The sequence below is a fragment of the Paraburkholderia azotifigens genome, from assembly GCF_007995085.1.
Lineage (GTDB): Bacteria > Pseudomonadota > Gammaproteobacteria > Burkholderiales > Burkholderiaceae > Paraburkholderia > Paraburkholderia azotifigens.
Genome location: NZ_VOQS01000005.1, coordinates 16,336 through 38,752 on the forward strand (window position 1 = coordinate 16,336; position 22,417 = coordinate 38,752).

Sequence of the window (22,417 nt, forward strand, 5' to 3'; positions counted from 1 at the left end):
CTCATACGACGCGGATCACACCGTTCGGGCCGATACGCTGCCACGGCAAGCCCACCACAAGACCTGCGAGTTGTTCCTGCGTGAGCGCATGATGCTTCGGTTCGCTACCAGAGTGAGGCCACACGAACTGCCCCTCGTTCAGCCGTCGCGATGCCAGCCAGATGCCGATACCGTCGTGGATCAGCACCTTCAGGCGGTTGGCCCGCCGGTTGGCGAACAGGTAAGCATGGTGCGGATGCGCAGCACCAAATACCTTGACGACACGCGCCAGTGCCGTATCGAAGCCGGCGCGCATGTCCAGCGGATCGACCGCCAGCCACGCCTCATCGATGCGGATCACGCGAGCCACTCACGCAGCCAGGCGGCGCAATGTGCTGCCTCTGATGTCGGCCAGCTAACCGTTATCGACTGATCTCCACGATGAATCTCGATGCGGATCTCAGACGATTGTGGACTTGGGGTTGTCAATGCCACTGGCACAAAGGCTGGCAGCGACGGTGGTGTGGCCGGCGGGCGGCCCAACGGTCTTCTGGGAAGTCGACCTTCTGCCTGATCGATCCAGCGTCGAAGCAAATTCGCATTAAGCCTGTGTTCCAGCGCGACCGCCGCAACCGATACGCCGACTCCCTGACAGGTCGCTACAACCTTGGCCTTGAACTCCTCGCTGTAGCGTTGACGACGACGACGCTCCGGGAGTGATTCCGATTCGATAGTATTCACGTGTCCGCTTATTCGTTAAGTGGACACGATACTCCCAAGCGCTACAGCCAGACTCAAGATGGGTTTGCCGAGCGCTTACCATGTACAGAAAGTACCCCTATAAAGGTTTTGAAGTAACCGTAGACCTGGAGTCCGTCTGGGCAGCAACGGGCGGCGCGGTCCCGTCGCTGCCCATTGGCTTTGTTGCAAAGGTGAGCATCGGAGGGAAGGGGATGCCAAACTCGCTCACGCTTCCTATTCACGTGACAAACGACAACGAAAAACCGTTCGGAACGGAAGCGGCTGCGCTCATGGCGGGGTTCAGCGCCGCGCAACGAATTATTGACCGTACATGCTGTCAGGCTGATCGTGGTTGACGCTGTTGCCAAAGGCTCTTTAGCCTCGGCTAACCGTCGAGTGGCTAACCATAACGACTTCTTGCGGTCGTGTGTCGGCAACCCTCCTGACACATGCTGTGCGTGTGACTCCTTCGCGCGGCGGCGCTACGGGCGTCGCCAACGACCAAACCCGCATATGACCACCACGAAATGCGGATTGTTCAGCTCACTAAGCTCTGCATGATGTGATGATACGAATGAGCATTCTTTTGGCTCGGGACAGACTGGTGAGAGGCATCGATGGGGCATACAGTGGAATCTCCTGATACGACGCGCGAACGCGCTTCGTCGATATAGGCAAAAGGTGATCCGTATGCTGAAGATCTCATCTCGTTATACTCATTTCGTTTTTGGTGTTCTTCAAGCGGGGCTGACCAGTGCTATCGCGGCCGCGATTGCGAGCATTTCGTTTCTCAAAGGCGGCATGTTTGTATCGCATTGGCTGACCTCATGGGGAATATCGTGGCTGACCATGCTTCCCCTGGTCGTAACTGCTGCCCCGTTCATTCGAAAGCTCGCGGAGCGAATCGCAAATTGAAGTGTCCTTGCGCTGAGTTCCGGGTTGCGCTGATATGCGCAGTGAAGACAGAGCCTTGTTGTTCAAGGTCTGACATTCCACCACAAAAATAGGTGCTGTCGCCTATGTCGCGTTGATGACATGCACTACTTGTCAGACGGGCGCATTCTCTTATTTCGTGTCTCTTGCAACGCTTCGAGCCGCGCACGCCGGGATGGTCCTTCTCGTACTGCAGCGTCATCCGGGACAGGCTCCAGACTGGGGCGTGCAAGCATTTCGCCGTCCGTGCGTCGACAAGCGCCGGAGCGTCCACGTTGCCGATGAAGATTGCGGCGAAGTCGTTCAATTAGCGCCTTGAAGGTCGTAGCTGATTTTACCAGCGGTGCCATGCTCCCTTGCATGGCACGTACACGCGCTTTCTTTCTTGCGAAATGAAGAGCCGCGATAAGCCGCCTTGGCCGAGTCAAGGAGCTCACGGAAAATCCCGTCGAGGCGCGAACATGCTGCAGGTACATCTCGCTGATGGGATTGAGCGTGTCGAGGGTCCAACTTTTTGCCGATTTGCTTTTCCCGGCAGGGAAGTTTGTTTTCGCGGGCCGTGGTCCCGCGAGACAATAGTTTAGATACGAACGCCGAGCATGCCCGCCACGATGATTACGGTCCAAATCGAGCTTGCGGCGATAAGGGTCCAGCAGATTCGGTTTGCTTTTTGGATACTTACACCGTGCGCCAGCATCACGGTCCGGAGACCGCAGGCGATATGCGAAAGAATAAACAATACGCCGAGCGAATAGTGAGGAATCAAGCGTTCGGACCATGCGTCGCGAATCAGACCTGTCGGTTCATAAGTTGCCCACGCATAGTCTGTATCTGTCCCGAAGTAACGAGCGAGGATGAAGACAGAATTAATATGGGAGGCAATGAAAATGACAAGATAGGCGCCGGTCGCGGTCTGGACTGCGCCAAGAAAATCGTGTTTAAGGTTAAGCTTCGGTGCCAATAGTACAAGCCCGCTTACGATTTGAAAGAAAAAAAGCGCAATCAAAATAGGTTCCAACCATCCGGCCCGATAAACGTGGCGCAGCACAAGCATGACGGACTTATGGACATCGGTGCCGAAGATGCCGACGGCGTGGTTACCCAGATGAGGAAAGAGGTACACTGCGATAATGGCGACGGATGCTGCACCGTGGAGCACGCGGACTCGACTCGTGTTCACGGTCGGTCGGGAGAGTACGGTATCGCTTCGCTCGGTGGAAAGTGTCAATAGGCTTCCTACAATCACGGCAGCCCACAAGCCGAGCCAAACCTTTCCGTCTGCGCCGTTTATTTTCATAAGGTAAAGCAGAACCCCTGTGATGACATATAGCGGCGGTGAGGCAAATGTCAGGTGCGCGAGACGACGCAAGATGACGGTTTGCCTTCCACTTACATCGAGCCGGCCGAGCGTCAACAGGCTGACAAACGCACTAGCAGGAACCGCATATACCAATGCCATAGCGAACAATGCGCCAGCGGTGCTGTGGGTGCCGGTCGCTTCGTAGAATTTCGTGAGATACCACGGATATCCCAGCGCCAGCACGGTCGGCGCGAAGTGCCAATAAAGTGAGGAGGTCCGATCAGCTCGAGCAATCGTAGAGTTCATAGTGTGGTTCCGAGTGTTTCACCGCGCGCAGCGCGGAGATATGCCGCGTAGATGACGCCTAACGATTCTAAGATTTTGCAATTGAGGATGTGGGCCGAAGTTGCCCGCGTGAATTGGGCCGTAGAAAGACATTCGTCTGGGAAAACGAACGGTCGACGGAAATGTCAAATTCAGGGGAGGCCGCGTGGACGACCTTTTAATCCGGCTAGACGGCGTGGGTCCGATCCAGCAGCAAGTGTACGAAGGCATCTACTCTGCCTTGACAGACGGACGACTGGAAGCGGGCCAGCGTCTGCCTCCGTCCCGAACCTGGGCGATCCAGCTCGGGGTGTCTCGCAACACGATAAGAGAGGCCACTGCGGCATTGATAGCGGAGGGCTGGCTCGAGGCCCGCGTCGGCTCAGGGTTATACGTACGCACGAGTCCACAACAGAGTCATTCTCCCGCTATTAGTTCCGGGTCACGATTACGTCTAGCCGAATGGTCTGAGCGTCTTCCAGTGAAGACATTCGTGCTGCAGGACAAGGACGTTGAAGTAGATTTTCGGCCCGGAAAAGTTTCCGAGGAAGCCGAACAGGTTTTTCGGCGCAGGCGCTTAGGTCGATGGCCGTCCGATATGGAGCCGGGGCGCCTGTCGGAATATGGCCCTCCAGAAGGAGATGCACGTTTGCGGGACCGGATTGCGGCCTATTTGCGGCAATCGCGATCGGTTCGTTGTACCGGGGGGGATATCGTCATTACGACCGGCACGCACCAATCACTTGATCTTCTCTCGAGACTATTGCTGGGACCACAGACGTCGTTTGGTGCGGAGGATCCGGGTTTCCCCGTCGTCGCCGAGATTGTGCGGCTGTCCGGGAGTGAACCTTTTCCGCTTGCAGTGGACGAGCAAGGGGTCAAGGTCGAGGAAATTCCTGACGGACTCGTCGGACTTTACTGTACCCCTAATCACCAGTTTCCGCTGGGGGTTACGCTCACGCCTGCGCGACGGAAAACGCTGCTGGCACGTGCGGCGAAAGACGATTTCGTGATATTGGAAGATGACTACGACTGCGAGTTTTACCATGGAAGAATGCCCGTACCATGCCTCCAGTCAACTGACAGGGAGCAACGCGTCATTTATCTGGGCTCCCTCTCAAAGACCTTGGCGCCGGCCTACCGGCTTGGATTCATTGTCGCCCCTCCTTGGCTGCTCGATAGCCTTAAGAGGGCAAAATGGATTGTCGACAGGCAAACGTCCATGCTTGTCCAGAATACCTTGCTGCAGTTCATGACAAGTGGCGATTTCGCTGTCCATCTCGCGGGTATGCGTGTGGAGTACAAGAAGCGGCGCGCGATTCTGCTCGAAGCGATCCGGAGCCGTCTCTCCACATGGCTCACGCCCTTGGACTCGACGTGCGGACTGCACATTTCCGCACGAGTGAATGCTGGTTACGACATCGACTCGCTGTGCCGCGCAGCGGATGAAGAAGGTGTCGGGATATACAGAGGGGACACATTCTCCAGCGCGGGGCGTGCGTCCGATATGCTGGTGTTCGGTTTTGGCGGAACACCGGTACAAGAAATCACCAAGGGCATTAGCCTGCTCGCCGCGGGCTGGCAGAGCCAAAAGCGCTCGATCCCCCTACGCTCGTAGCGAATCAACGCCTTGACACCTTGACGTCCTCCCCACCCCGAGCCAGCGGCTGCCGCGCTTTGCGCGGGAAGGACGGGATTCCTTCTGCAAGACGGCGACGTCCCGCCGCGAGAATGTTCACTGCCGCGTTGATGTCGCGATGATGGTACGCGCCACATTCCAGACAGGCCCATTCGCGAGACCTTCCCGGCCCTTCGGGCCAGTTCGCCTGTTACAGCAGCTGCAGGTCTGGGTTGAGTACTTCTCATCGACCTCATCGAACCATACGCCTGCGCAATCGCACTTGTACTGCAGCTTGGTCCGGAACAGGCTCGAGCTCACATCGGGCACGGATTTCGCCATCCGCGTCCTCACGAGCGCCGAAGCGTGCACATTGCCGATGAAGATGGCGCCGTACTTTCCCGAGCTCCGCTTCGAGCTTGCGATAGTGCCGCTCGAGCGTCATGACCCTGGCGTCGCTGGTCGCGGCAAAATCCCGCAGGCCCAGATCAATTCCGACAGACCGCTCGAGCTCAGCGGTCGAAGGCCTCCGTGTCTTTCCGACCGGGATCGTTACGTTCAGATACCACTTGTCGCGTGGATCCTCACTGATGTTTCCGGCACCGAGGTCATACTTCAAGAGGCCATAGCTGTCCCACAGCGAAAGCGCTTGCCGGCAAAAAACACCTGTCCGTTACGGTGGCGGATCGCACTGGCCTTGAACGGGATTTACGCCAGAGAGCGGCGCGCCCCACCTCACACGCGCCGGCGCAGTTTCATCCTGCACTCCTGTTGGCGGCGTGTCACGTATTCGTCGCCGATGGCCTGGATGGTCTGGGAGTACAGCGAAGTCCTACCTTGCCGGCGCCTTTCGTGAACGGATGAAAGTCATAGCTCGACAGGAAGCGTCGCTCGCGCTGCAGACCTTTATCGACAGCTTGGCGCAGTGATTCGGTACGAAGTTGACCTCGCACGCAAGCACCCGCAACAGCTATTCGTGTTTGTCTATATCGGCGAGCACTTTCGACCCCTTCCGAGGCCCAAAGAAGCCTGGTTCTGGCTGCTCGCCGCGGAAGGTCGTAATGCGTGACTCGAAGGCATCATTCCTTGAACAAGTGCGAAGAGTGGGTCACTGCTCCGCCGGCCCGGATTGCTGCGGCAACGAGAGCCGCTTCGGCGAGCTGCTCGCTGGTTGCACCAGCGTTGCGGGCGTCTTTGGTATGCAATTCGATGCAGTAAGGACATTGCGTCGTCAAGGCAACCGCGACGGCGATGAGCTGCTTTTGCTGGACGCTAAGCGCGCCCTCAGCGAACGCCGCGTCGTTGAATGCCCAGAATGTTTTTGCGGCCGCAGGTGCGTTTTCATCCAGTTTCTTAAGGCGGCTGAGGTTCTTCATGTCGATCATCATTTTCTCCATAAGCAAAGGTTGATGAGGGAATAATATCGAATGTCTGGTTCTGTTTGGTCTCGATTTGGTTCGAATTCGTCCGGGCGAGACTGCTCCTCTTCTGGTGCAAGTCTCGGGCAATGAGGCTTCGAGATTTCCCCTGCTTGCCTACACGCGCACGTCGTGGCTCTCGCGTGAATGCCTGCACTGCCGGCGTTTCTGGCTTGCACGTTCGCTTATGGTGTCGCGCATGCATTAGGATCGGCGCATACGTTCGAGGTTGGCGTTTTTGCAGTGGTCGCCAGTGCAGCGCTGTTCGTCTGCACGGGAATGATCTACGCGTGTCTGCGCTTCTTGCAGGAGTGGGCGACGCCGCTGACGCTTGTTAATTTCGTATTGCTAGGGTTCACGCTCGCATCCGCGTGCGCGGCACTGCTCGCGACGACGCTTTTGCCGACGCTTGCTGTCACAGCGTGCGTGCTGACACTGGCGGGCCTCTTGTCGCGAAGTGCTTTGCTGGCTCGCAATGCGCGACTCAGACCCAAGTCGACGTTGCAAAGTGCAACGGCCATTCGCGGCGCGCGCGTCGAGCAGAAGTCACGTGGCTTCACGGCGGGCGCGTTCAATCTGCGCGAGTTTTTTCACGGGAAGACGCATCAGACGCTCATGCGTATCAAGTGGACTTTCGTCATTGCCGCGTTTGTCGTGCCGTTCGGTCTTGTCGCGTTCGGTGGCAGTGTTCTTTCGATCGGCGTGTCGTTCGCGCTGTTGTGCGCGGCGTCGGCGATTCAATACGCAGGACTCGTCGCAGAACGGTGGTTTTTCTTTGCGGAAGCGCGGCATCCGCAGAATCTCTATTACGGGCAGGCTTAATCTAAGTGTGAGGCGGGGCGGCCCCGATGTGCCTGTTTCGGCAAGTACAGGTCCGTGTTGAATCGCCATCATCGTCGGAACGGTGGCTGCTTTGCGTTCTCTAGCTCGTCAGTTATAGATCGACGAACATCGTAGAATGCGACAAGCAGCCGAATCTCAACTTCAAGGGCAGCGTTCGGGCGCGACGCGTGAGGCAGTCATGGAGTCGGCGCCCGCGCCGCTTCGTTGGGAAGATAGGACGCCGTTGTAGCGGCGGCTACAGTCAAGGCCGTGCGAAGCCTCCGCCGCTGACTTGAGATGCGTAGCCGGGCGGGCCCGAAACTTACGCTCGGCGATGGCTCTGATCCACACGAAGCCGTTTTCGAACGTCCCGAGAACGTCGGTGTCGCTAGCTCGAGGCTCGAGCCAAAAATACGTTTCCAACGCTCTCAGGGCGATCACGCAGGTGACCTTGCCGTTCGGAAGCACCAGGCTGAACGTCACGCCTCGACGATTCGCAAGAATCTGAGGTTGGTTTTCATCGATATCCATCGCCGTTAGGTGCAGTCGGATGACGTCGAACGAGTTTCAAACGCGGCGGGGTTTCACAAGGTGTGCGGCCTACTTAGGTTCCAGAGGTCCGCGAAGTGTCTCGTCTTCCTTTGGGGTTGGGATTGTACGCTTCGAGGTGTTCGCGCGAGCAGGTCATCAAAGAAAATGCCCGCGCGAAGCGGGCTAAATCCATATCTGGAGGCGATATGGAGGAGACGGCGTGAGTATAGGCTTATCAGGGGAAACCCGCACAAGAGGGACACCGAGCGTTGCTGCGACTGCAACGGAACCGACTCAGCGATGTGCCTCCGCTCCCGTGCCGCGCACATGATTGACCACTGGACGCAAACTTGGCGTCACGATGCCGCTCTCTGTGGCAGATAAGCAGGAGGGCCTCGCTTCAAGGCAACACCACTCCTAAGAGAGGCTAAAATTGGTCGCTACAAATATCAAAAAACTTTTTCTCGTTAATAGTTCACACGGATATATTCGAGATTTCTTGGCGGAAAAACTTTTCGTCCAGGAGGCGGCCGGCTTAGCGCCGGCCGGGGCGTCTCACGACGCCGTGTTTTCCAGCGCGCTGCGCTGAACCGCCAGCGTTGAAGCAGTGCTGTTCGTCGGCCCAGCGACACGCACTTGCCACTAATGCGGCATTTGTGAACGGCCGATGAGGCGGCGACAACCAAATGCTTGAGACGATTGATGGCGGTTCGTCTGCATCGTACGTACACCGTAGTCTTCGGTACATGTGACGGTGAGCATCTCACAACGCGGAGTGTGGACATTTGCCCTGCGACGACAGCTCTTCGACGCAGACCCGCCTATGCGGGGCGTGACCGGCTACGCTCGGAACCGAGTCGCCCGAGGTTCACGAGTCCAATCCGTTTGTTAACCACAAATCTTCCCGAGCGGGCAGACCACACAGGACATTAACTGGTTTGGTTAGGGGCCGTTGCGGCCGTCGGGCCCCTGCGGCCGGCGCGAAAGCAAAAAGAAAGTTCCTGCATCGCATCTGTTATGACTCGGTCGTGAGGTTCGCCTACTCTGTCGATAGAAGTCGAGTCTTGCTTTCTGCAAACATTTCTGTTCCGACTCACCGGCTGCACTGAGGTGGGGCAGATCCAAGCCGTCGAGGTCGAAGTCATGGAAGTGCATCGAATCGTCGTGCGGGCACGGATCGGCGAACTGCGTGCGGTTCCTGTATGGCGCGACGTCATGCAGCTTGGTCTCCGCGTGGGCGAGTGGACAATCAGCGTGGACAGGGAGCTAAACGTCGAGTCGTTGAGCCTTGATGTTCTCGGCATGCGCCAGACGGACGTCAATGAACTTCGTACACGATTGCGATCGGCATTACCATCAGCATTGGCCGTCGACGTATACCAGCCGGGTATTCCAGAGACGAATACACGGCTGCGCCGCTAATGCGGGTGAAACGTCCGCTGCTTCGCCGCGCCATCTGCCTGTGGTGGCTTTGGCAAAGCCGATATCGTAAGACCCATGGGATACGGGAAGCGTCATGCGTTTGTAGCGCGTGTTTCCATTCTTGAGGGAGGCAGCGAAGCAACCTCACTTGGAGATTTCGGGCAATTCGCGAATCCTCAGTCGGTGTTCGCGTTCGCACTACGGTGTGGTACAGCATTGCGGACGATGAGCCATTGCCGCGCGCACCGTTGGGTTGCCGTCAAGGCACCTGAGCCCATAAAACTGTGAGCGCTCTTCAGCCAGAATCAGAGGGGTGGAGCTTCCAGAACTGACAATGAGGTTTTGTGCGGACCGAGGACTGCCATCATTTTTAGGTCGTTTGGCGTCGCGCTCGGGCATGCAGGAGATGGCATCGATGATTCATTCTGAAATGTACCGATTTCCCTACACACGTAAGGGGGGAATGCACCGTACGTACGACGTGACTATCAATCTTCTTTGCCGTGACTCGGGCGTGTTCGCCTATGAAGCATGGGTTCGCCATGGCGGCAAGTTCAAGGGAAATGGCCTTGTATTTCCATTAGTGTCGCGAACAACGGCGCAGGCAGCAGCTGAAGAACGAGCGCGCATCGAGGATCATATAGAGAATCTGCTCGGCGTCGCTGAATGAAAACTGCGGCCACCTGAGTGCAGAAGAAGTTCGATTACAAGTTTTCAAAAAATTGCTTCCGGTATCCAGCAGTAATCGGCAAATCCGTGCGAGCCTGATATTGCCTGTTTAACCGTTCGCTTCACGAAATATCAAGAGGAGATAACTCATGCGACTGTTATCGATTGTCGATACAGCTGCCGAACTGCGCACACGGTAGGTACAGCGCGACGCTCGAATTTGCAATGACCATTCCGCTACGATCTTGTCGTCCGGTGCGCCAACTGACGTTGTTCAAGAAACGAACCCTGCACGACTGACGGAATGGAACGCGCCATAACGGAGGATTGCAATCGCCTCAGCGTCTGACTGGGAAGGGGCGCGAGCGTAGGCGACTGCCCATCGGCCGCAGACATCGCGATAACGGATATGATAGGTGTGCATGGCAGCCTCCCGTGGCATCACGGTCAATGAGTCGTTGATCGGTCAGTCGCCCGGGCGATGGGCGCGCGAAGGTTCTGGCTAACGGTCTTCTTATGTATGTTGTAAAAGCGAACGGTCACCGATCGCTGATAGAAGATCGTCTTGACGGAGTTGGACTGATCTCTTGCAATAACGGTAGACGAACGACCAACAGAAACCTATTGTACGAACGGTCACGGCAAGCACCCCGTGAGCATAAGGCGCGCACACCTACGGATAGCTCTCTGACGTCCGGGCGAGCGTATGTAAGGCGTGAGGCGCTCTCGTTGAGGTCGTCACCGTAAGTCCGTCATACGCAGGTATTGGAGGGCGATTCCTATGACTCGTGAATGTAGCGGCGGCAAGGCACTGTGAGCGCCCCGTGTTTGCCGTGCGGCGATTCGCAGCCGCAATGTTGCTGTACCGTTGGTGGCCACCTTTCGACTTTGTACCGGGTCCGACGAATGAAGCGTGTCCCGTGCTGTCTGCCGCCGAAAGTGCTCGAGGTGTGTTCTGTGAATGGCTGCTTGAATGGGCGCCCCGGACGATAGGAATCTTCAACGCGCGACTGTTTCTATGCAAAAATGGAGAGACAAGATGCGAAAGAGTTGCAGTAGATGGACTCGTCAAGCCAGGTTGACTGAATGTTGCCGGATCGGGTAAGTGCCCGTCTGGCAATCATATGCAACGGTCGTTAGCAATCGAACGCCACGGTCGGTCCGGTTGCGCAGCCCCAGGTTACGCAGCGCATGAACCTGCATATCAAGCTAGCGGTCGTAGAACTTGAAGGGATGCGCGCCGATCGAAGACGACTGGGCAGATGATGCCACGCCATTGCGCACTGGCTGTCCATTTCCAGGCCATAGCGAGCAAAACGCAATTTCCAGGAGGCCATACGCCTTCGTAGGCCACCATCACTGCCCAAACTTGCATCCCTTTATTGGTTGCGTTGATGTGAACCCGACGTCGAAGTCCCATCAGCAATGCCACCTTCCCCTGCAGCCGAGGTTTGCACGGCCGAATCTGACTTCGTAAACCCTTCGGTCTCGACAGTAGCGTTGCCGCGATGCGATGTGCCAACTAGCGCCGCATTGGATGCAAGAGTCGCGACGCTTTGGCCTCGTTGTGATGCCGGAGCACCCTGTGCCGGGTGGTAGAACGGTGCAGGTCCATAGCCACTGGCGAAGACCGGTGTGACGAAAGAAAATGAAGCGGCAACCAAAATCGAGGCAAGAACCTTCTTATCCATTTTTAACTCCATGTGCGGTTAATGTTGAATGCCGTCACTTGATTACCCGAGCATCAATTCGGCGTTGACGACAGCGTCATGGTGATACGCCTTATGTTGCAACGTGTTCATCCAGTGGTTAGGAGCCTCTACTTTATGCCTGCCGCGTTCCATTTTCGAGACTTCCCTGGCTCAATAAAGTGCTCAAAAGTATCGAAATGGTGACGCGATTTTTCCTGCGTCGCGCCGCTGGTTCGTACGGCACAAGTCGTCTCGTATTGGTTCGGATGCTTTCGCGTATCGACGAGCAGTCGTGAATGCCTTTCCCGACGTAAGCTGGCTGCAACGACGCCACACCGACTCCGTAAGACGTTTCCGGCGTGTGGTCCGTCCGCTGCTATGCCCCGTTTGACTTGATGCGCGCCTCAGAGCGGGCGAACCGGCACATTGCTAGTCTTGATAAATGGAGAAATCGGGACGATCTCCTATGAGGCTCAAGTGGCGACGCCGACTACCGCACCGCGCCGACGTCACGCTTAACGAGACAGGGCGGGAACGTCATGCGAGTCCAAATCATCTAGAATATCAACTGGGGTCGTGTGCCGGTGACATGAACTGTCCGACGAAAAAGACGTGACGTGACTGCGTCAGTTTGCCATTCTGGCGGAGCAGAACGGTACCGGTGGCCGTCGCACTAGGGGTCGTTTATCGAAGCGCACAGCGCCGTCGATTACGTATGATGCATTCGCTGCATGCAAGCATTATCAATCGGGAGGGGGAGATGAGTTCCGGTTCGCCTTCGATTTCAACCCAGAGTCCACATGACCAGGAACCGGTGGTCTACGTCGTCGACGACGACGAGTCGATGCGCGTCGCCCTTGGAAACTTGCTTCGATCGGCCGGGTTACGCGTAGAGGCCTTCGAATCGTCAAGGGACTTCCTCGCTTTTCCGAAGTACGGGGCGCCCAGTTGTCTTATTCTCGATGTCAGGTTGCGTGGCGAAAGTGGCCTCGCCTTCCAGGAACATATTGGGAAGAGCGAGGTCCACATGCCGATCGTATTCATGACCGGGCACGGAGACATTCCGATGACAGTCCAGGCGATGAAAGCGGGTGCAGTCGATTTTCTCGCGAAGCCGTTTCGCGACCAGGATATGCTTGACGCCGTCACCAATGCGTTGGCGCTCGATGCTGAGCGTCTCGACGCCGAGAAATCGATCGCCGCGCTCCGTATTGCTTATGACACGCTGACACTGCGCGAAAGAGAAGTTATGGCGTTCGTCGTGGCCGGCCTGATGAACAAGCAGATTGCCGCCGAAATGAATCTCAGTGTGATCACTGTGAAGATTCATCGTGGGCACCTCATGAGAAAGATGGCTGCGCGGTCCGTTGCCGATCTTGTCAGAAAATCGGAATTGCTGGGCGTCAAGGCTCGCTCACTGAAGACGTGTTGAGAACAGCAGTATTGGAAGCGCAATTCCGACCCTTTGTCGTTGGGCCTACGGCGCGTCAAGCGCAACGCTGAGCCAATGCGCGATGGCGTCGGGATCAACCGGCTTCTCGAGTACGGCTAGCGCGCCTTTTGCCAGGGCATTAGCTTTCAGGTCCGCCGACGGGAATGCCGTGATGAAGATGGTCGGCGGGGCATACCCGAGTGCAATAATGCGGTCGTGCATCTCCACTCCTGACATGCCCGGCATCATGACGTCAGAGATGAGGCATGACGTCGAACCAAGCTGGCCAGATAGGAGAAATTCCTGCGCTGACGCGAAGAGGCATGTATGTCTTCCGAACGAGCGCACAAGATTCCCCGTCGCGAGGCGGGCTGCCTCATCGTCGTCAACAATCGAAACTACCTGAGCAGAACGCAACATTAGCCTCGATCTATAGGAAAGGGAGCTCACGCAGCAAGAACGCCGCGGCATGCAACCGTCCGCGTCTACGACACCCAGCGTAATTGTCATAGCAGCGGCCGGAAATCATACAGAGGTATTAGTGCTCAGCGTTTGCATCGCTCAATCCAGTTCATCTTGTGTCGAGGCTGACCAGCGCATGCAGGTTCACTTATGCCGCGAGCACATACCTAGGTATGCGTCGCGACATGCGTCTCTTCCGAGCGTATGAGTGGATGATTACATATCCGGGCTAGCACGTATGCATGCGTCGCTCTCGCGCACGAGCGGGTGTTCGCGATTCATGATAGACGACAGTTGCGTGGCTCGCGTGGCCGTTCCCCTGCCCTTCTCACGGACGACATGCCTCGGCGAACGTCCGAATCCGACTTCGCCGGATATACCTAGGTATCGACGTTCGACGCCTAGGTAGGTGCAATGCGACCCTTCCGTACAATGGTCTTCGGGCGTCCGAGCGCCTACTCTTATGTCATGTCGGCGCGATCGCGCAGTATGCTAACAACGCAGTGCGATGCGACGATGGTTTGGAGGGGGGCGCTATGTTCGCGATGTACTGCGCCCCTAGGTCTTTGTGGGCGCCAATGCATACACCAAGTACACGTTTCAGGAGGAACTGTAAGCGGCATCGCGTCCGTGCCGGCGCGAGGGAAGTGGGCTTGGTTATGGCAAGGATCAGGAAGGATATGGCTGAGCATGTCTGCGCGGCGGCAGCGCGCCCCTTTGGTTGCATGAACACTCCCGTGAAGGACGGGTTTCAGCGAAACAATATTATTCCAATGTGCAGCATCTCCGACTGATTGTCAGATGCGACGCTCAGCGCACTATCGGTCGGAAGGAGGAGGTGAGATGAATTCAGGTTCACATTTGAGTTCGGTCCGAGGCATCCAACATCACAAGGAGCCGGTCGTTTACGTGGTGGACGACGAGGAGTCGATGCGCTTCGCACTCGGTAATTTGTTCCGGTCGGTCGGGCTGCGGGTTGAGACATTCGAATCCGCCGTGGACTTTCTCGGCTTCCCGAAGTGCGGCGCGCCTAGTTGCTTGATCCTCGATGTCCGTTTGCGCGGCGAAAATGGCCTCGCCCTACAGGAGCATGTTGTCAAGAGCGGTTTGCGCATGCCGATCGTATTCATGACCGGTCATGGTGACATCCCGATGACCGTGCAGGCCATGAAAGCGGGGGCAGTCGATTTTTTCTCAAAGCCGTTCCGCGACCAAGAGATGCTGGATGCCGTCTCCAATGCGTTGGCGCGCGATGGCGAGCGGCTCGCCGCCGAACAATCGGTTGCGGCGCTCCGTGTCGCGTATGAGTCGCTTACACCGCGCGAACGGGAAGTTATGGGGTTCGTTGTAGCTGGGTTGATGAACAAGCAGATCGCCTCCAAGGTGAATCTCTGTGAAATCACTGTGAAGATGCATCGTTCTCATCTGATGCGAAAGATGGCGGCGCGAACCCTTGCAGATCTCGTCAAGAAATCGGTAACGCTTGGCGTTAATGCGCAGTCGTAGAACGCCCTGAGCCAGTGCGCGATGTCCCCCGTGTCGACCCGCTTGTCGGCACGAATGCGCGACTTGCCTTGGCCATTGCTTCCACGTCCGTCGGAGTGACCTAGCGGGCATGGTCGCTGCGCATAACATGGTCGCTGGTTCGTGTTAAATATACCGGAAGATGCGGACCGCTTGCACGATTCGGGAAATACGTAACGTCAACAGTACCTGAAATGTCGGCGATTTGAGGCGGCGTCCGCAGGCTTGAAAGTAGTGTCGGCTTTCACCGAGCAACTTGCTCGGAGTACTATCTATTGCACGGAATTCACTGAAGTGTATGCTGATGTAAGTTTGGCTGCCCATGTAGGGTAAAACGAAGAGGGCGGCGGCCTGAAGAGGCCCTGCGCAGATGACAAGCTACATTGATTCCGTTGCCGATGGGTAACAACCTCCAGATCCTGTGGGAAGATGGCGATCGCGTCGTCTGTCGAGGGCGGCGCGACGGGGAAGATGGCAGTCGAAACGTACTTTTGGTGCGACCCGCCGGAGAGCATCCGTTACCTGCCGCCTTTGACCGCCTCGTTCATGCGTTCGGCCTGAAGGACGAACTCGATGGCTCGTGGGCGGTGCGGCCGCTGGAACTGGTGCGGGAAGGTGGCCGGACCCTGCTGGTGCTCGAGGACCCAGGCGGTGAGCCGCTTGCCCGTCTGCTTGGCGCTCCGATGGAGATGGGGGATTTTTTGCCGCTCGCTGTTGGCATCGCCGAGGCGCTAGGCAAGCTGCACCAGCGAGGTCTTGTCCATAAGGACCTTAAGCCTGCGCATATCCTCGTACATTGCACCGACGGAAAGGTCCGGCTCACCGGGTTCGGTCTCACCTCCCGGTTGCCGCGTGAGCGACAGGCGCCCGAACCGCCCGAGACGATCGCCGGCACGCTCGCTTATATGGCACCCGAGCAGACCGGCCGGATGAACCGTTCGATCGATTCGCGCAGTGACCTCTATGCGCTCGGCGCGACGCTCTACCAGATGCTGACGGGCGTGCTGCCGTTTACGACGTCCGACCCCATGGAATGGGTGCACTGCCATATCGCCAGAAAGCCGGGGCCGCCGTGCGAGCTGGTCGATACGGTCCCTGCTGCGGTCTCCGACATTGTCATGAAGCTGCTCGCCAAGACGGCGGAAGAGCGTTACCAGACGGCCGCCGGTGTTGAACATGACCTGCAGCATTGCATCGAGGTGTGGCGACACCAGCACCAGATCGATGCATTCCCGCTGGGCGAACGCGACATCCCCGACCGGTTGCTGGTCGCCGAGAAGCTGTATGGGCGGGAGCTTGAGGTCGCGACCCTGGTCGCCGCGTTCGACCGGATTGTTGGTAGCGGCCCGCCGGAGCTAGTGCTGGTTTCCGGCTATTCCGGCATCGGCAAATCGTCGGTTGTCAATGAATTGCACAAGGTGCTGGTGCCGCCGCGTGGGCTCTTTGCGTCGGGCAAGTTCGACCAGTACAAGCGCGACATCCCCTATTCGACGCTGGTCCAGGCGTTCCAAGGCCTGGTGCGCCCGCTGCTCGGCAAGGCCGACACCGAACTGGCGATCTGGCGCGATGCCTTGTTAGGGGCGCTCGAGTCCAATGCCCGACTCGTGACCGACCTCATTCCCGAACTGAAGCTGATCATCGGTGAGCCGCCACCCGTCCCGGCTCTCGAGCCAAGACTGGCGCAGCGCCGTTTCATGCTCGTGTTCCGGCGTTTCATCAGTGTATTTGCCCAGGCAGAACATCCGCTTGCGCTCTTTCTCGACGACCTGCAGTGGCTGGATGCTGCAACCCTCGACCTGCTCGAGGACCTGCTGACCCACCCGGATATGCGGCACCTGATGGTGGTCGGTGCCTATCGTGACAATGAGATAGCTGCCGCACATCCGCTGATGGGCAAGCTCCAGGCCATCAGGAACGCGGGAGTCACTATCAACGAGATCAAGCTGGCGCCGCTCGCTCGTGTACATGTCAGGCAGTTATTCGCGGAGGCGCTTCACTGCGCACCGGCACGCATCGCACCACTGGCGCAGCTGGTTCATGACAAGACAGGCGGCAATCCGTTCTTTGTCATCCAGTTTCTGCACGCGCTTGTCGAAGAAGATTTGCTCACCTTTGATCATGATGCGGGGCATTGGTGCTGGGACCCGGGTCGCATCCATGACAAGGGTTATACCGACAATGTCGTGGACCTGATGGTCGGCAAGTTGACCCGCCTGCCGGCTGGGACGCGGCATGCGCTGGAGCAGCTTGCCGTTCTCGGTAACGTCGCCGGTGTCGCGACGCTGTCGACGGTTCTCGGCATTCCGGTGGCACAGGTGCACGCGGCGTTGTGGGAGGCGATGCGTCAGGAACTGGTCGAGCGGTTGGAGGGCGCCTATAGGTTTGTTCACGACCGGGTGCATGAGGCCGCCTATTCACTGGTCCCTGAAGCCTCGCGGACCTCTAGCCATCTGCGGATCGGGCGATTGCTCGCGGCGCGCACGCCTCCGAACAAGCGGGGGGAGGCGATTTTCGAGATCGTCGGTCAGCTCAATCGCGGCGCCGCGTTGATCACCGAAGAGGGAGAACGGAAGCGGCTCGCAGAATTCAACCTGCTCGCTGGCCAACGCGCCAAGGCGTCGACGGCCTATGCCTCAGCGCTCACCTATCTCATCGCCGGTACGGAACTGTTGAGCGACGATTGCTGGGAGCGTCTGCATGAACTGATATTTGCGCTTGAACTGAACCGGGCCGAATGCGAATTTTTGACCGGACAGTTATCCGTTGCAGATGAGCGCCTCGCGGGGCTAGCGAATCGGGTGAGGACGACGGTCGAACGAGCCAGCGTTGCGTGCCTGCACACAGACGTCTGCACGACTCTCGACCGGAGTGACCGTGCCGTCGCTGTCTGCCTCGCCTACCTCCGGCATGTCGGCATCGAGTGGTCGGCTCATCCGCACGACGAGGAGGTTCGACGGGAATACGAGCGCATCGGAACACAGCTTGGGGGCCGGAACATCGAGGAACTCATCGATTTGCCCGTGATGGAGGACGCGGACTCACTCGCGACCGTTGAGGTGCTTGGCAAGCTGTTCGCCCCAGCCCTTTTTACGGATGCGAATCTGGTTGCGCTGACGACCTGCAAGGGGGTCAGTCTCAGCCTCGAGCATGGCAACTGTGATGCTTCATGCGTGCTTTATGCCAACGTCGGCAGGGTCGCCGGACCGCGTTTCGGTGACTACCGGGCCGGATTCCGGTTCGGCCAGCTCGGCTGCGACCTCGTCGAACGACGCGGGCTAAGACGGTTCGAGGCGAGCACGTATCTTTGCTTCGCGAATTTTGTCATGCGCTTGCTAAAGCCAGTACGCGAATGTCGCAATCTGCTGCGCCGTGCTTTTGAAGCGGCGAATCGAATTGGAGATCTCGCGTATGGCGCTTACACATGCACCAACCTCAACTCGGACCTGCTATTCGCTGGTGAGCCGCTGCACGAGGTGCAAGGCGAGGCCGAACGCGGTCTTGCGTACGCCGGGAGGATGCGGTTCGGTCTTGTCATTGACTTCATCACCACACAACTGGCGCTGATACGGACGCTTCGCGGCGTGACGCCGACGTTCGGCTGCTTTGACGACGGGCAGTTCAATGAACTTCAGGCCGAAGCCCATCTATCCAGCAACCCCGCATTGACAATAGCAGCATCGTGGTACTGGATCCGGAAATTGCAGGCGCGCTATCTCGCCCGCGACTATGCGGCAGCCATGGATGCTGCGTCGAACGCGCGACGGCTGCTGTGGACTCCGACCTCGGTGGTTGAGCAAGCCGAATATCACTTATACGGCGCGCTGGCGAAGGCCGCATGGTGGGAGTACATGCCGGCCGGCGAGCGGCCACAGCATCTCGAAGCGCTCACCGCGCATTATCGGCAGCTCGAAATTTGGGCGCAAAACTGTCCTGAGAGTTTCGCGGACCGCGCCGCGCTGGTCGGTGCCGAGATCGCCCGGATCGAAGGTCGCGTAGCCGATGCCATGCAGTTGTACGAGCAGGCCATCCGCTCGGCGCAGGACAGCAGCTTTGTCCACGGTGAGGCACTCGGGAACGAGCTCGCGTCGCGCTTTTACGAAGCCCAAGGTTTTGAAAAGATTGCGCGTCTGTATTTGCGAGATGCCCGCTACAGCTATCTGCGTTGGGGAGCCAACGGGAAGGTGCAGCAACTTGAGGAGCAATATCCGTATCTGAGGGCGGAAGAGCTTACGCCTGGGTCGATGATCACGATATCAACACCGGTCGAACATTTGGACCTTGCGACGGTGATCAAGGTCTCACAGGCTTCCTCGGGCGAGATCGTCCTGGACAAGCTGATCGATATGGTTATGCGCACAGCGGTCGAACAGGCAGGCGCGGAACGGGGCGTGTTGATTCTCTCGGACGGCGGAGAAGAACGGATAGTGGCAGAAGCGACAACCTCCGGCGACGCGCCCCGATTGGAGTTGCGCGATGTTCCCGTCAGCAGCGAGGTCCTTCCAGAATCGATCCTCTATCATGTCCTGCGCACCGGGGAGAACGTCTTTGTGGACGATGCAGCGGCGGGGTCTTCGTTCGCCGCAGATCCTTATATCCGGCAGCAACGTGCCCGTTCAATTCTCTGCTTCCCATTGATGAATCAGGCCAAGGTTACTGGAGCGATCTACCTCGAAAACAGTCTGACCAGTCGCGTGTTCAGCCCATCCCGCATCGCCGTGCTGAAGGTCGTGGCATCGCAGGCCGCGATTTCACTGGAGAACGCCCGTTTGTACCGCAATCTGGCCGAACGCGAAGCGAAGATCCGGCGCCTCGTCGACGCCAACATCATCGGCATCATCGTCTGGAATGTCGATGGCGAGATTCTGGAGGCCAATGACGCTTTTCTACGGATAGTAGGATATGAGCGTGAAGATCTGATCTCCGGCCGCGTGCACTGGAGAGACCTGACGCCGCCAGAGTGGCGTGAGCGCGACGAACAGGCCCTGGCAGAGCTTGGGGCGACGGGCCGCGCGCAGCCGTTCGAGAAGGAGTATTTCCGGAGGGACGGGAGCCGAGTCCCCGTATTGATCGGCGTGGCGAGCTTTGAAGCGGGCGCGAACGGAGGCGTCGCTTTCGTGCTCGATCTGAGCGAGCGCAAGCATGCGGAAGAAAAGGCGCGGGAGAGTGAGCGGCGCTATCGCGAGGTGCAGACGGAACTGGCTCATGCGAACCGTGTCGCGACCATGGGGCAACTCACCGCATCGATAGCCCACGAAGTCAACCAGCCCATCGCCGCAACGGTGACCAATGCACAGGCTGCTCTGCGTTGGCTGAACGCCCAGCCTCCGAACATTGACGAGGTAGGACAGACGCTCAGGCAGATTGTCAAGGATGCAGGTCGAGCGGGAGACGTGTTAGGCCGGATCCGTAATCTGGTCAGGAAGGTGCCGCCGCGCAAAGAGCCGGTGGATATCAACGAGGCGATCCGCGAGGTGATTGAACTTACGCGCGGTGAAGCCACGAAGAGCGGTGCCTCCGTACAGACGCGACTGTCCGAAGGCTTGCCATTAATCGAAGCAGACCGTGTCGAGCTACAACAGGTGCTACTCAATCTGATCATGAACGCGCTAGAGGCGATGAGGGGCGTGAGCGATAGAGCGCGCGAACTGGTTGTCAGTACAGATGCGGCCGAGTCGAACCGTGTGCTCGTGTCTGTGCGCGATTCTGGGCCGGGTTTTGGTCCGGATGGCGCTGAGCAGGCTTTTGCACCCTTCTACACAACTAAGCCAACTGGTCTGGGGATGGGGCTGGCGATCTGCCGTTCGATCATCGAGGGACATCGGGGGCGGTTATGGGCAAGTGCAAACGTGCCACGCGGCGCGGTCGTTCAGTTCACCGTGCCGGTTCATCCGGACGCTTCATCGTGATTGCCGCACATGACAGCTACGGACGCCTGATCGCATATCGTCTTCTGTCGTTCAGGTTCAACGAAACCGCTAGTGTTCGTGTGTGTACGAATCTGTTCACCCATGTTCCCATGGCTCGCGGCCTTCCTGCTGATGACCCGTACGTCAAGCCCAATAGGGTTCCTTAACGATATCTGCCGAAGACCGGCATCAGAATAGCCCTTTTGCTTTTGGTACGGAATTTCCCGCCGACGGTTGCACTGTGCCCCGCTTCGGTGGCCTGGAAAAGTCAGCGGATGAGTTTTCAAGCTGGCTATGCTGATTCCGGTCGCGGCGTGGCCTGCGCGTTCAGTTACCTCTCTGGGGTGCATGCACCGCGACGAAATATGCTCGGCCGACGGCATCTTCGCAGATAGATTGAGTCAGATTTCCGGAGGTGTGCTGGTCGATTCATGTTACAGAAGATATGTTCATTCTTGGATCTTTCCTGTGACTTGCCTCGAAATTACAATGGCAGGTTGAAAACAGAAACGCTTTTGGGGCACCGGTCTCTGGACACGCGCTGTATAACATGGGACTACTGCAAAGGGACGCGCTCATCCTTTCGAGCTGCCTTTTGCGCGACCAGAAATTGCAGGCTCGCACTGAAGGGTAAGGAGAATCGAAGACTGGCATGACGAGTCTTTCGCCTGCTGGCGCTCGTATTTTTGGAGGATCTCTATCGCAACCACATCTTCGGGCGCCATACTGATTTTTTTGATCGGTTGCGGGCGTCAAGGAGAACCAAGCGGTAGACGTCATGGCGCAGCAACGTAAGGAAAATATGCAGCAGCGACAACGCAGGAGACAGCGATGCGTGGCATCGAACTCTCGAGATACTGTCGTCGGGCAGTGATGACAGGCGTGACGGAGTTACAAGCCGCATCACCGCTCGAACGGCCGACTAACTCCACCTCATCGTCCTCTGAGCGAGCCAGGTCGGTGCTTCTACGGTCATCATCCCGGCGCGTCACAAAAGCGCGAATCGCTGGTCGTTGTCCATTCAGCCGCTCAGTCATCCTGGAAGGCGATGAGGTCTACCGGCCGGTATACACAAGTGTCGAGCCACGAAACTCGCAGACAATGATTCTCGCCTCAGCTGTGTACAGGACCGTCGGTCGCCATGCCGGATAGGTGGTGCCGATGCGGCAGTTCGTTGATCTCGAACGGGACGCCGTTCAGCACCGCGCGGTCAGATGCGTGCGTGCGAGCTGCCGCTCATTCAGCGAGGCATCCGCCTCACTGACGGTTTTGATTTCCGACCCTGTGACGACAGCACGCGCGCGCAAAGCGGCGTTGAATTGCGTGGATGCATAGAACGCGGGATTTGGCGAGGACTATTGTGAGAGCTGGAAGCGGCATTTTCTGGGCCGGAGACGCCACGCAGTCTTGTGAGCACGTTCACCCGGCTTTTGGATTTAGGAGATCTCTGATGGCGTCGTTCGATTTCGACGAGGCGGATGTCGCTCACGGTCGTGCAAATTTTCGTCGCTCGAACTCGTGAAGCTCATGTATGAGCTCCTGAACCCAGTGACGTTGGTAGTCGTTGAGATGCGGTGATTGGAAGAGAGTGTAAAGTCGGTTGCGCCAGTAAGCCAATATGGTGGCATCAGGTGTCCATCGAAAA

18 protein-coding genes and 1 pseudogene are annotated in these 22,417 nt (G+C 57.8%); 10 read left to right on the forward strand and 9 right to left on the reverse strand.

Features of this window, described 5'->3' with window-relative positions; genetic code table 11:
- Position 1: 1 nt before the first annotated feature.
- Positions 2–340: an IS66 family insertion sequence element accessory protein TnpB gene (gene tnpB, locus FRZ40_RS31850; protein ID WP_147236863.1), complete on the reverse strand. Its 339-nt coding sequence runs from the start codon at positions 338–340 to the stop codon at positions 2–4.
- Entirely contained in the window at positions 337–720 is a 384-nt protein-coding gene (gene tnpA / locus FRZ40_RS31855; protein WP_158647053.1) for an IS66-like element accessory protein TnpA, read from the reverse strand. Before tnpA ends, tnpB begins: the two co-directional genes overlap by 4 nt.
- 80 nt (positions 721–800) lie before the next feature.
- On the opposite strand from tnpA, the gene FRZ40_RS31860 reads away from it, so the two are divergent.
- Both FRZ40_RS31860 and FRZ40_RS31865 read left to right on the forward strand, forming a co-directional pair.
- The gene (locus tag FRZ40_RS31860; RefSeq protein ID WP_147236865.1) at positions 801–1,076 is read left to right on the forward strand and encodes a hypothetical protein; all 276 of its coding nucleotides are present in this window, start codon (positions 801–803) and stop codon (positions 1,074–1,076) included.
- Positions 1,077–1,410: 334 nt separating this feature from the next.
- Entirely contained in the window at positions 1,411–1,635 is a 225-nt protein-coding gene (locus FRZ40_RS31865; RefSeq protein WP_147236866.1) for a DUF2798 domain-containing protein, read from the forward strand.
- Positions 1,636–2,233: 598 nt separating this feature from the next.
- Here the strand turns inward: FRZ40_RS31865 and FRZ40_RS31870 are convergent.
- Complete coding sequence (locus tag FRZ40_RS31870) at positions 2,234–3,259, reverse strand: hypothetical protein (RefSeq protein ID WP_147236867.1); 1,026 nt, start codon at positions 3,257–3,259, stop codon at positions 2,234–2,236.
- A gap of 214 nt (positions 3,260–3,473) precedes the next feature.
- On the opposite strand from FRZ40_RS31870, the gene pdxR reads away from it, so the two are divergent.
- On the forward strand, positions 3,474–4,895 hold the full coding sequence (gene pdxR, locus FRZ40_RS31880) for a MocR-like pyridoxine biosynthesis transcription factor PdxR (protein ID WP_477635195.1): 1,422 nt from the start codon (positions 3,474–3,476) through the stop codon (positions 4,893–4,895).
- Between the two features lie 4 nt (positions 4,896–4,899).
- Here pdxR and FRZ40_RS46270 read toward each other — a convergent pair whose 3' ends face one another.
- The 3 genes from FRZ40_RS46270 to FRZ40_RS31890 form a co-directional block, all read right to left on the reverse strand.
- Positions 4,900–5,058 (reverse strand): hypothetical protein, encoded by a 159-nt coding sequence (locus tag FRZ40_RS46270; protein ID WP_420873930.1) that lies wholly within the window; start codon positions 5,056–5,058, stop codon positions 4,900–4,902.
- Positions 5,013–5,237, reverse strand: coding sequence for a zinc ribbon domain-containing protein (locus tag FRZ40_RS46275; protein ID WP_420873908.1), 225 nt, complete (start codon positions 5,235–5,237; stop codon positions 5,013–5,015). Before FRZ40_RS46275 ends, FRZ40_RS46270 begins: the two co-directional genes overlap by 46 nt.
- A 737-nt stretch (positions 5,238–5,974) precedes the next feature.
- A complete protein-coding gene (locus FRZ40_RS31890; protein ID WP_240057399.1) occupies positions 5,975–6,283 on the reverse strand; it encodes a carboxymuconolactone decarboxylase family protein in 309 nt (102 codons plus the stop codon).
- 142 nt (positions 6,284–6,425) lie between these two features.
- Here FRZ40_RS31890 and FRZ40_RS31895 point away from each other — a divergent pair.
- A pseudogene (locus FRZ40_RS31895) lies at positions 6,426–7,135 on the forward strand (dimethyl sulfoxide reductase anchor subunit family protein); the annotation flags it as partial.
- Positions 7,136–7,297: 162 nt separating this feature from the next.
- On the opposite strand, the gene FRZ40_RS31900 reads toward FRZ40_RS31895, so the two are convergent.
- Positions 7,298–7,666, reverse strand: a complete 369-nt coding sequence (locus tag FRZ40_RS31900) for a DUF1488 family protein (protein WP_147236869.1) — start codon at positions 7,664–7,666, stop codon at positions 7,298–7,300.
- Positions 7,667–8,809: 1,143 nt separating this feature from the next.
- On the opposite strand from FRZ40_RS31900, the gene FRZ40_RS31905 reads away from it, so the two are divergent.
- Both FRZ40_RS31905 and FRZ40_RS31915 read left to right on the forward strand, forming a co-directional pair.
- Entirely contained in the window at positions 8,810–9,088 is a 279-nt protein-coding gene (locus FRZ40_RS31905) for a hypothetical protein (protein ID WP_147238462.1), read from the forward strand.
- A 415-nt stretch (positions 9,089–9,503) separates the two neighbouring features.
- Complete coding sequence (locus FRZ40_RS31915; protein ID WP_147236870.1) at positions 9,504–9,758, forward strand: hypothetical protein; 255 nt, start codon at positions 9,504–9,506, stop codon at positions 9,756–9,758.
- A 1,378-nt stretch (positions 9,759–11,136) separates the two neighbouring features.
- Here FRZ40_RS31915 and FRZ40_RS31920 read toward each other — a convergent pair.
- Positions 11,137–11,448: a hypothetical protein gene (locus FRZ40_RS31920; protein WP_082427027.1), complete on the reverse strand. Its 312-nt coding sequence runs from the start codon at positions 11,446–11,448 to the stop codon at positions 11,137–11,139.
- A 760-nt stretch (positions 11,449–12,208) separates the two neighbouring features.
- Between FRZ40_RS31920 and FRZ40_RS31925 the strand changes: the two genes are divergently transcribed.
- The gene (locus FRZ40_RS31925; protein WP_147236871.1) at positions 12,209–12,880 is read left to right on the forward strand and encodes a response regulator transcription factor; all 672 of its coding nucleotides are present in this window, start codon (positions 12,209–12,211) and stop codon (positions 12,878–12,880) included.
- Between the two features lie 45 nt (positions 12,881–12,925).
- Here the strand turns inward: FRZ40_RS31925 and FRZ40_RS31930 are convergent, their stop codons facing one another.
- Entirely contained in the window at positions 12,926–13,390 is a 465-nt protein-coding gene (locus FRZ40_RS31930; RefSeq protein ID WP_338048185.1) for a response regulator transcription factor, read from the reverse strand.
- Positions 13,391–14,185: 795 nt separating this feature from the next.
- On the opposite strand from FRZ40_RS31930, the gene FRZ40_RS31935 reads away from it, so the two are divergent.
- The 3 genes from FRZ40_RS31935 to FRZ40_RS46280 all read left to right on the forward strand — a co-directional run bounded on the left by FRZ40_RS31935 (position 14,186) and on the right by FRZ40_RS46280 (position 21,924).
- Positions 14,186–14,848 (forward strand): response regulator transcription factor, encoded by a 663-nt coding sequence (locus FRZ40_RS31935; RefSeq protein ID WP_147236872.1) that lies wholly within the window; start codon positions 14,186–14,188, stop codon positions 14,846–14,848.
- Between the two features lie 416 nt (positions 14,849–15,264).
- Entirely contained in the window at positions 15,265–20,772 is a 5,508-nt protein-coding gene (locus FRZ40_RS31940) for a trifunctional serine/threonine-protein kinase/ATP-binding protein/sensor histidine kinase (RefSeq protein WP_147236873.1), read from the forward strand.
- An 873-nt stretch (positions 20,773–21,645) separates the two neighbouring features.
- Positions 21,646–21,924: a DUF3331 domain-containing protein gene (locus tag FRZ40_RS46280; protein WP_420873931.1), complete on the forward strand. Its 279-nt coding sequence runs from the start codon at positions 21,646–21,648 to the stop codon at positions 21,922–21,924.
- Positions 21,925–22,417: the final 493 nt, after the last annotated feature.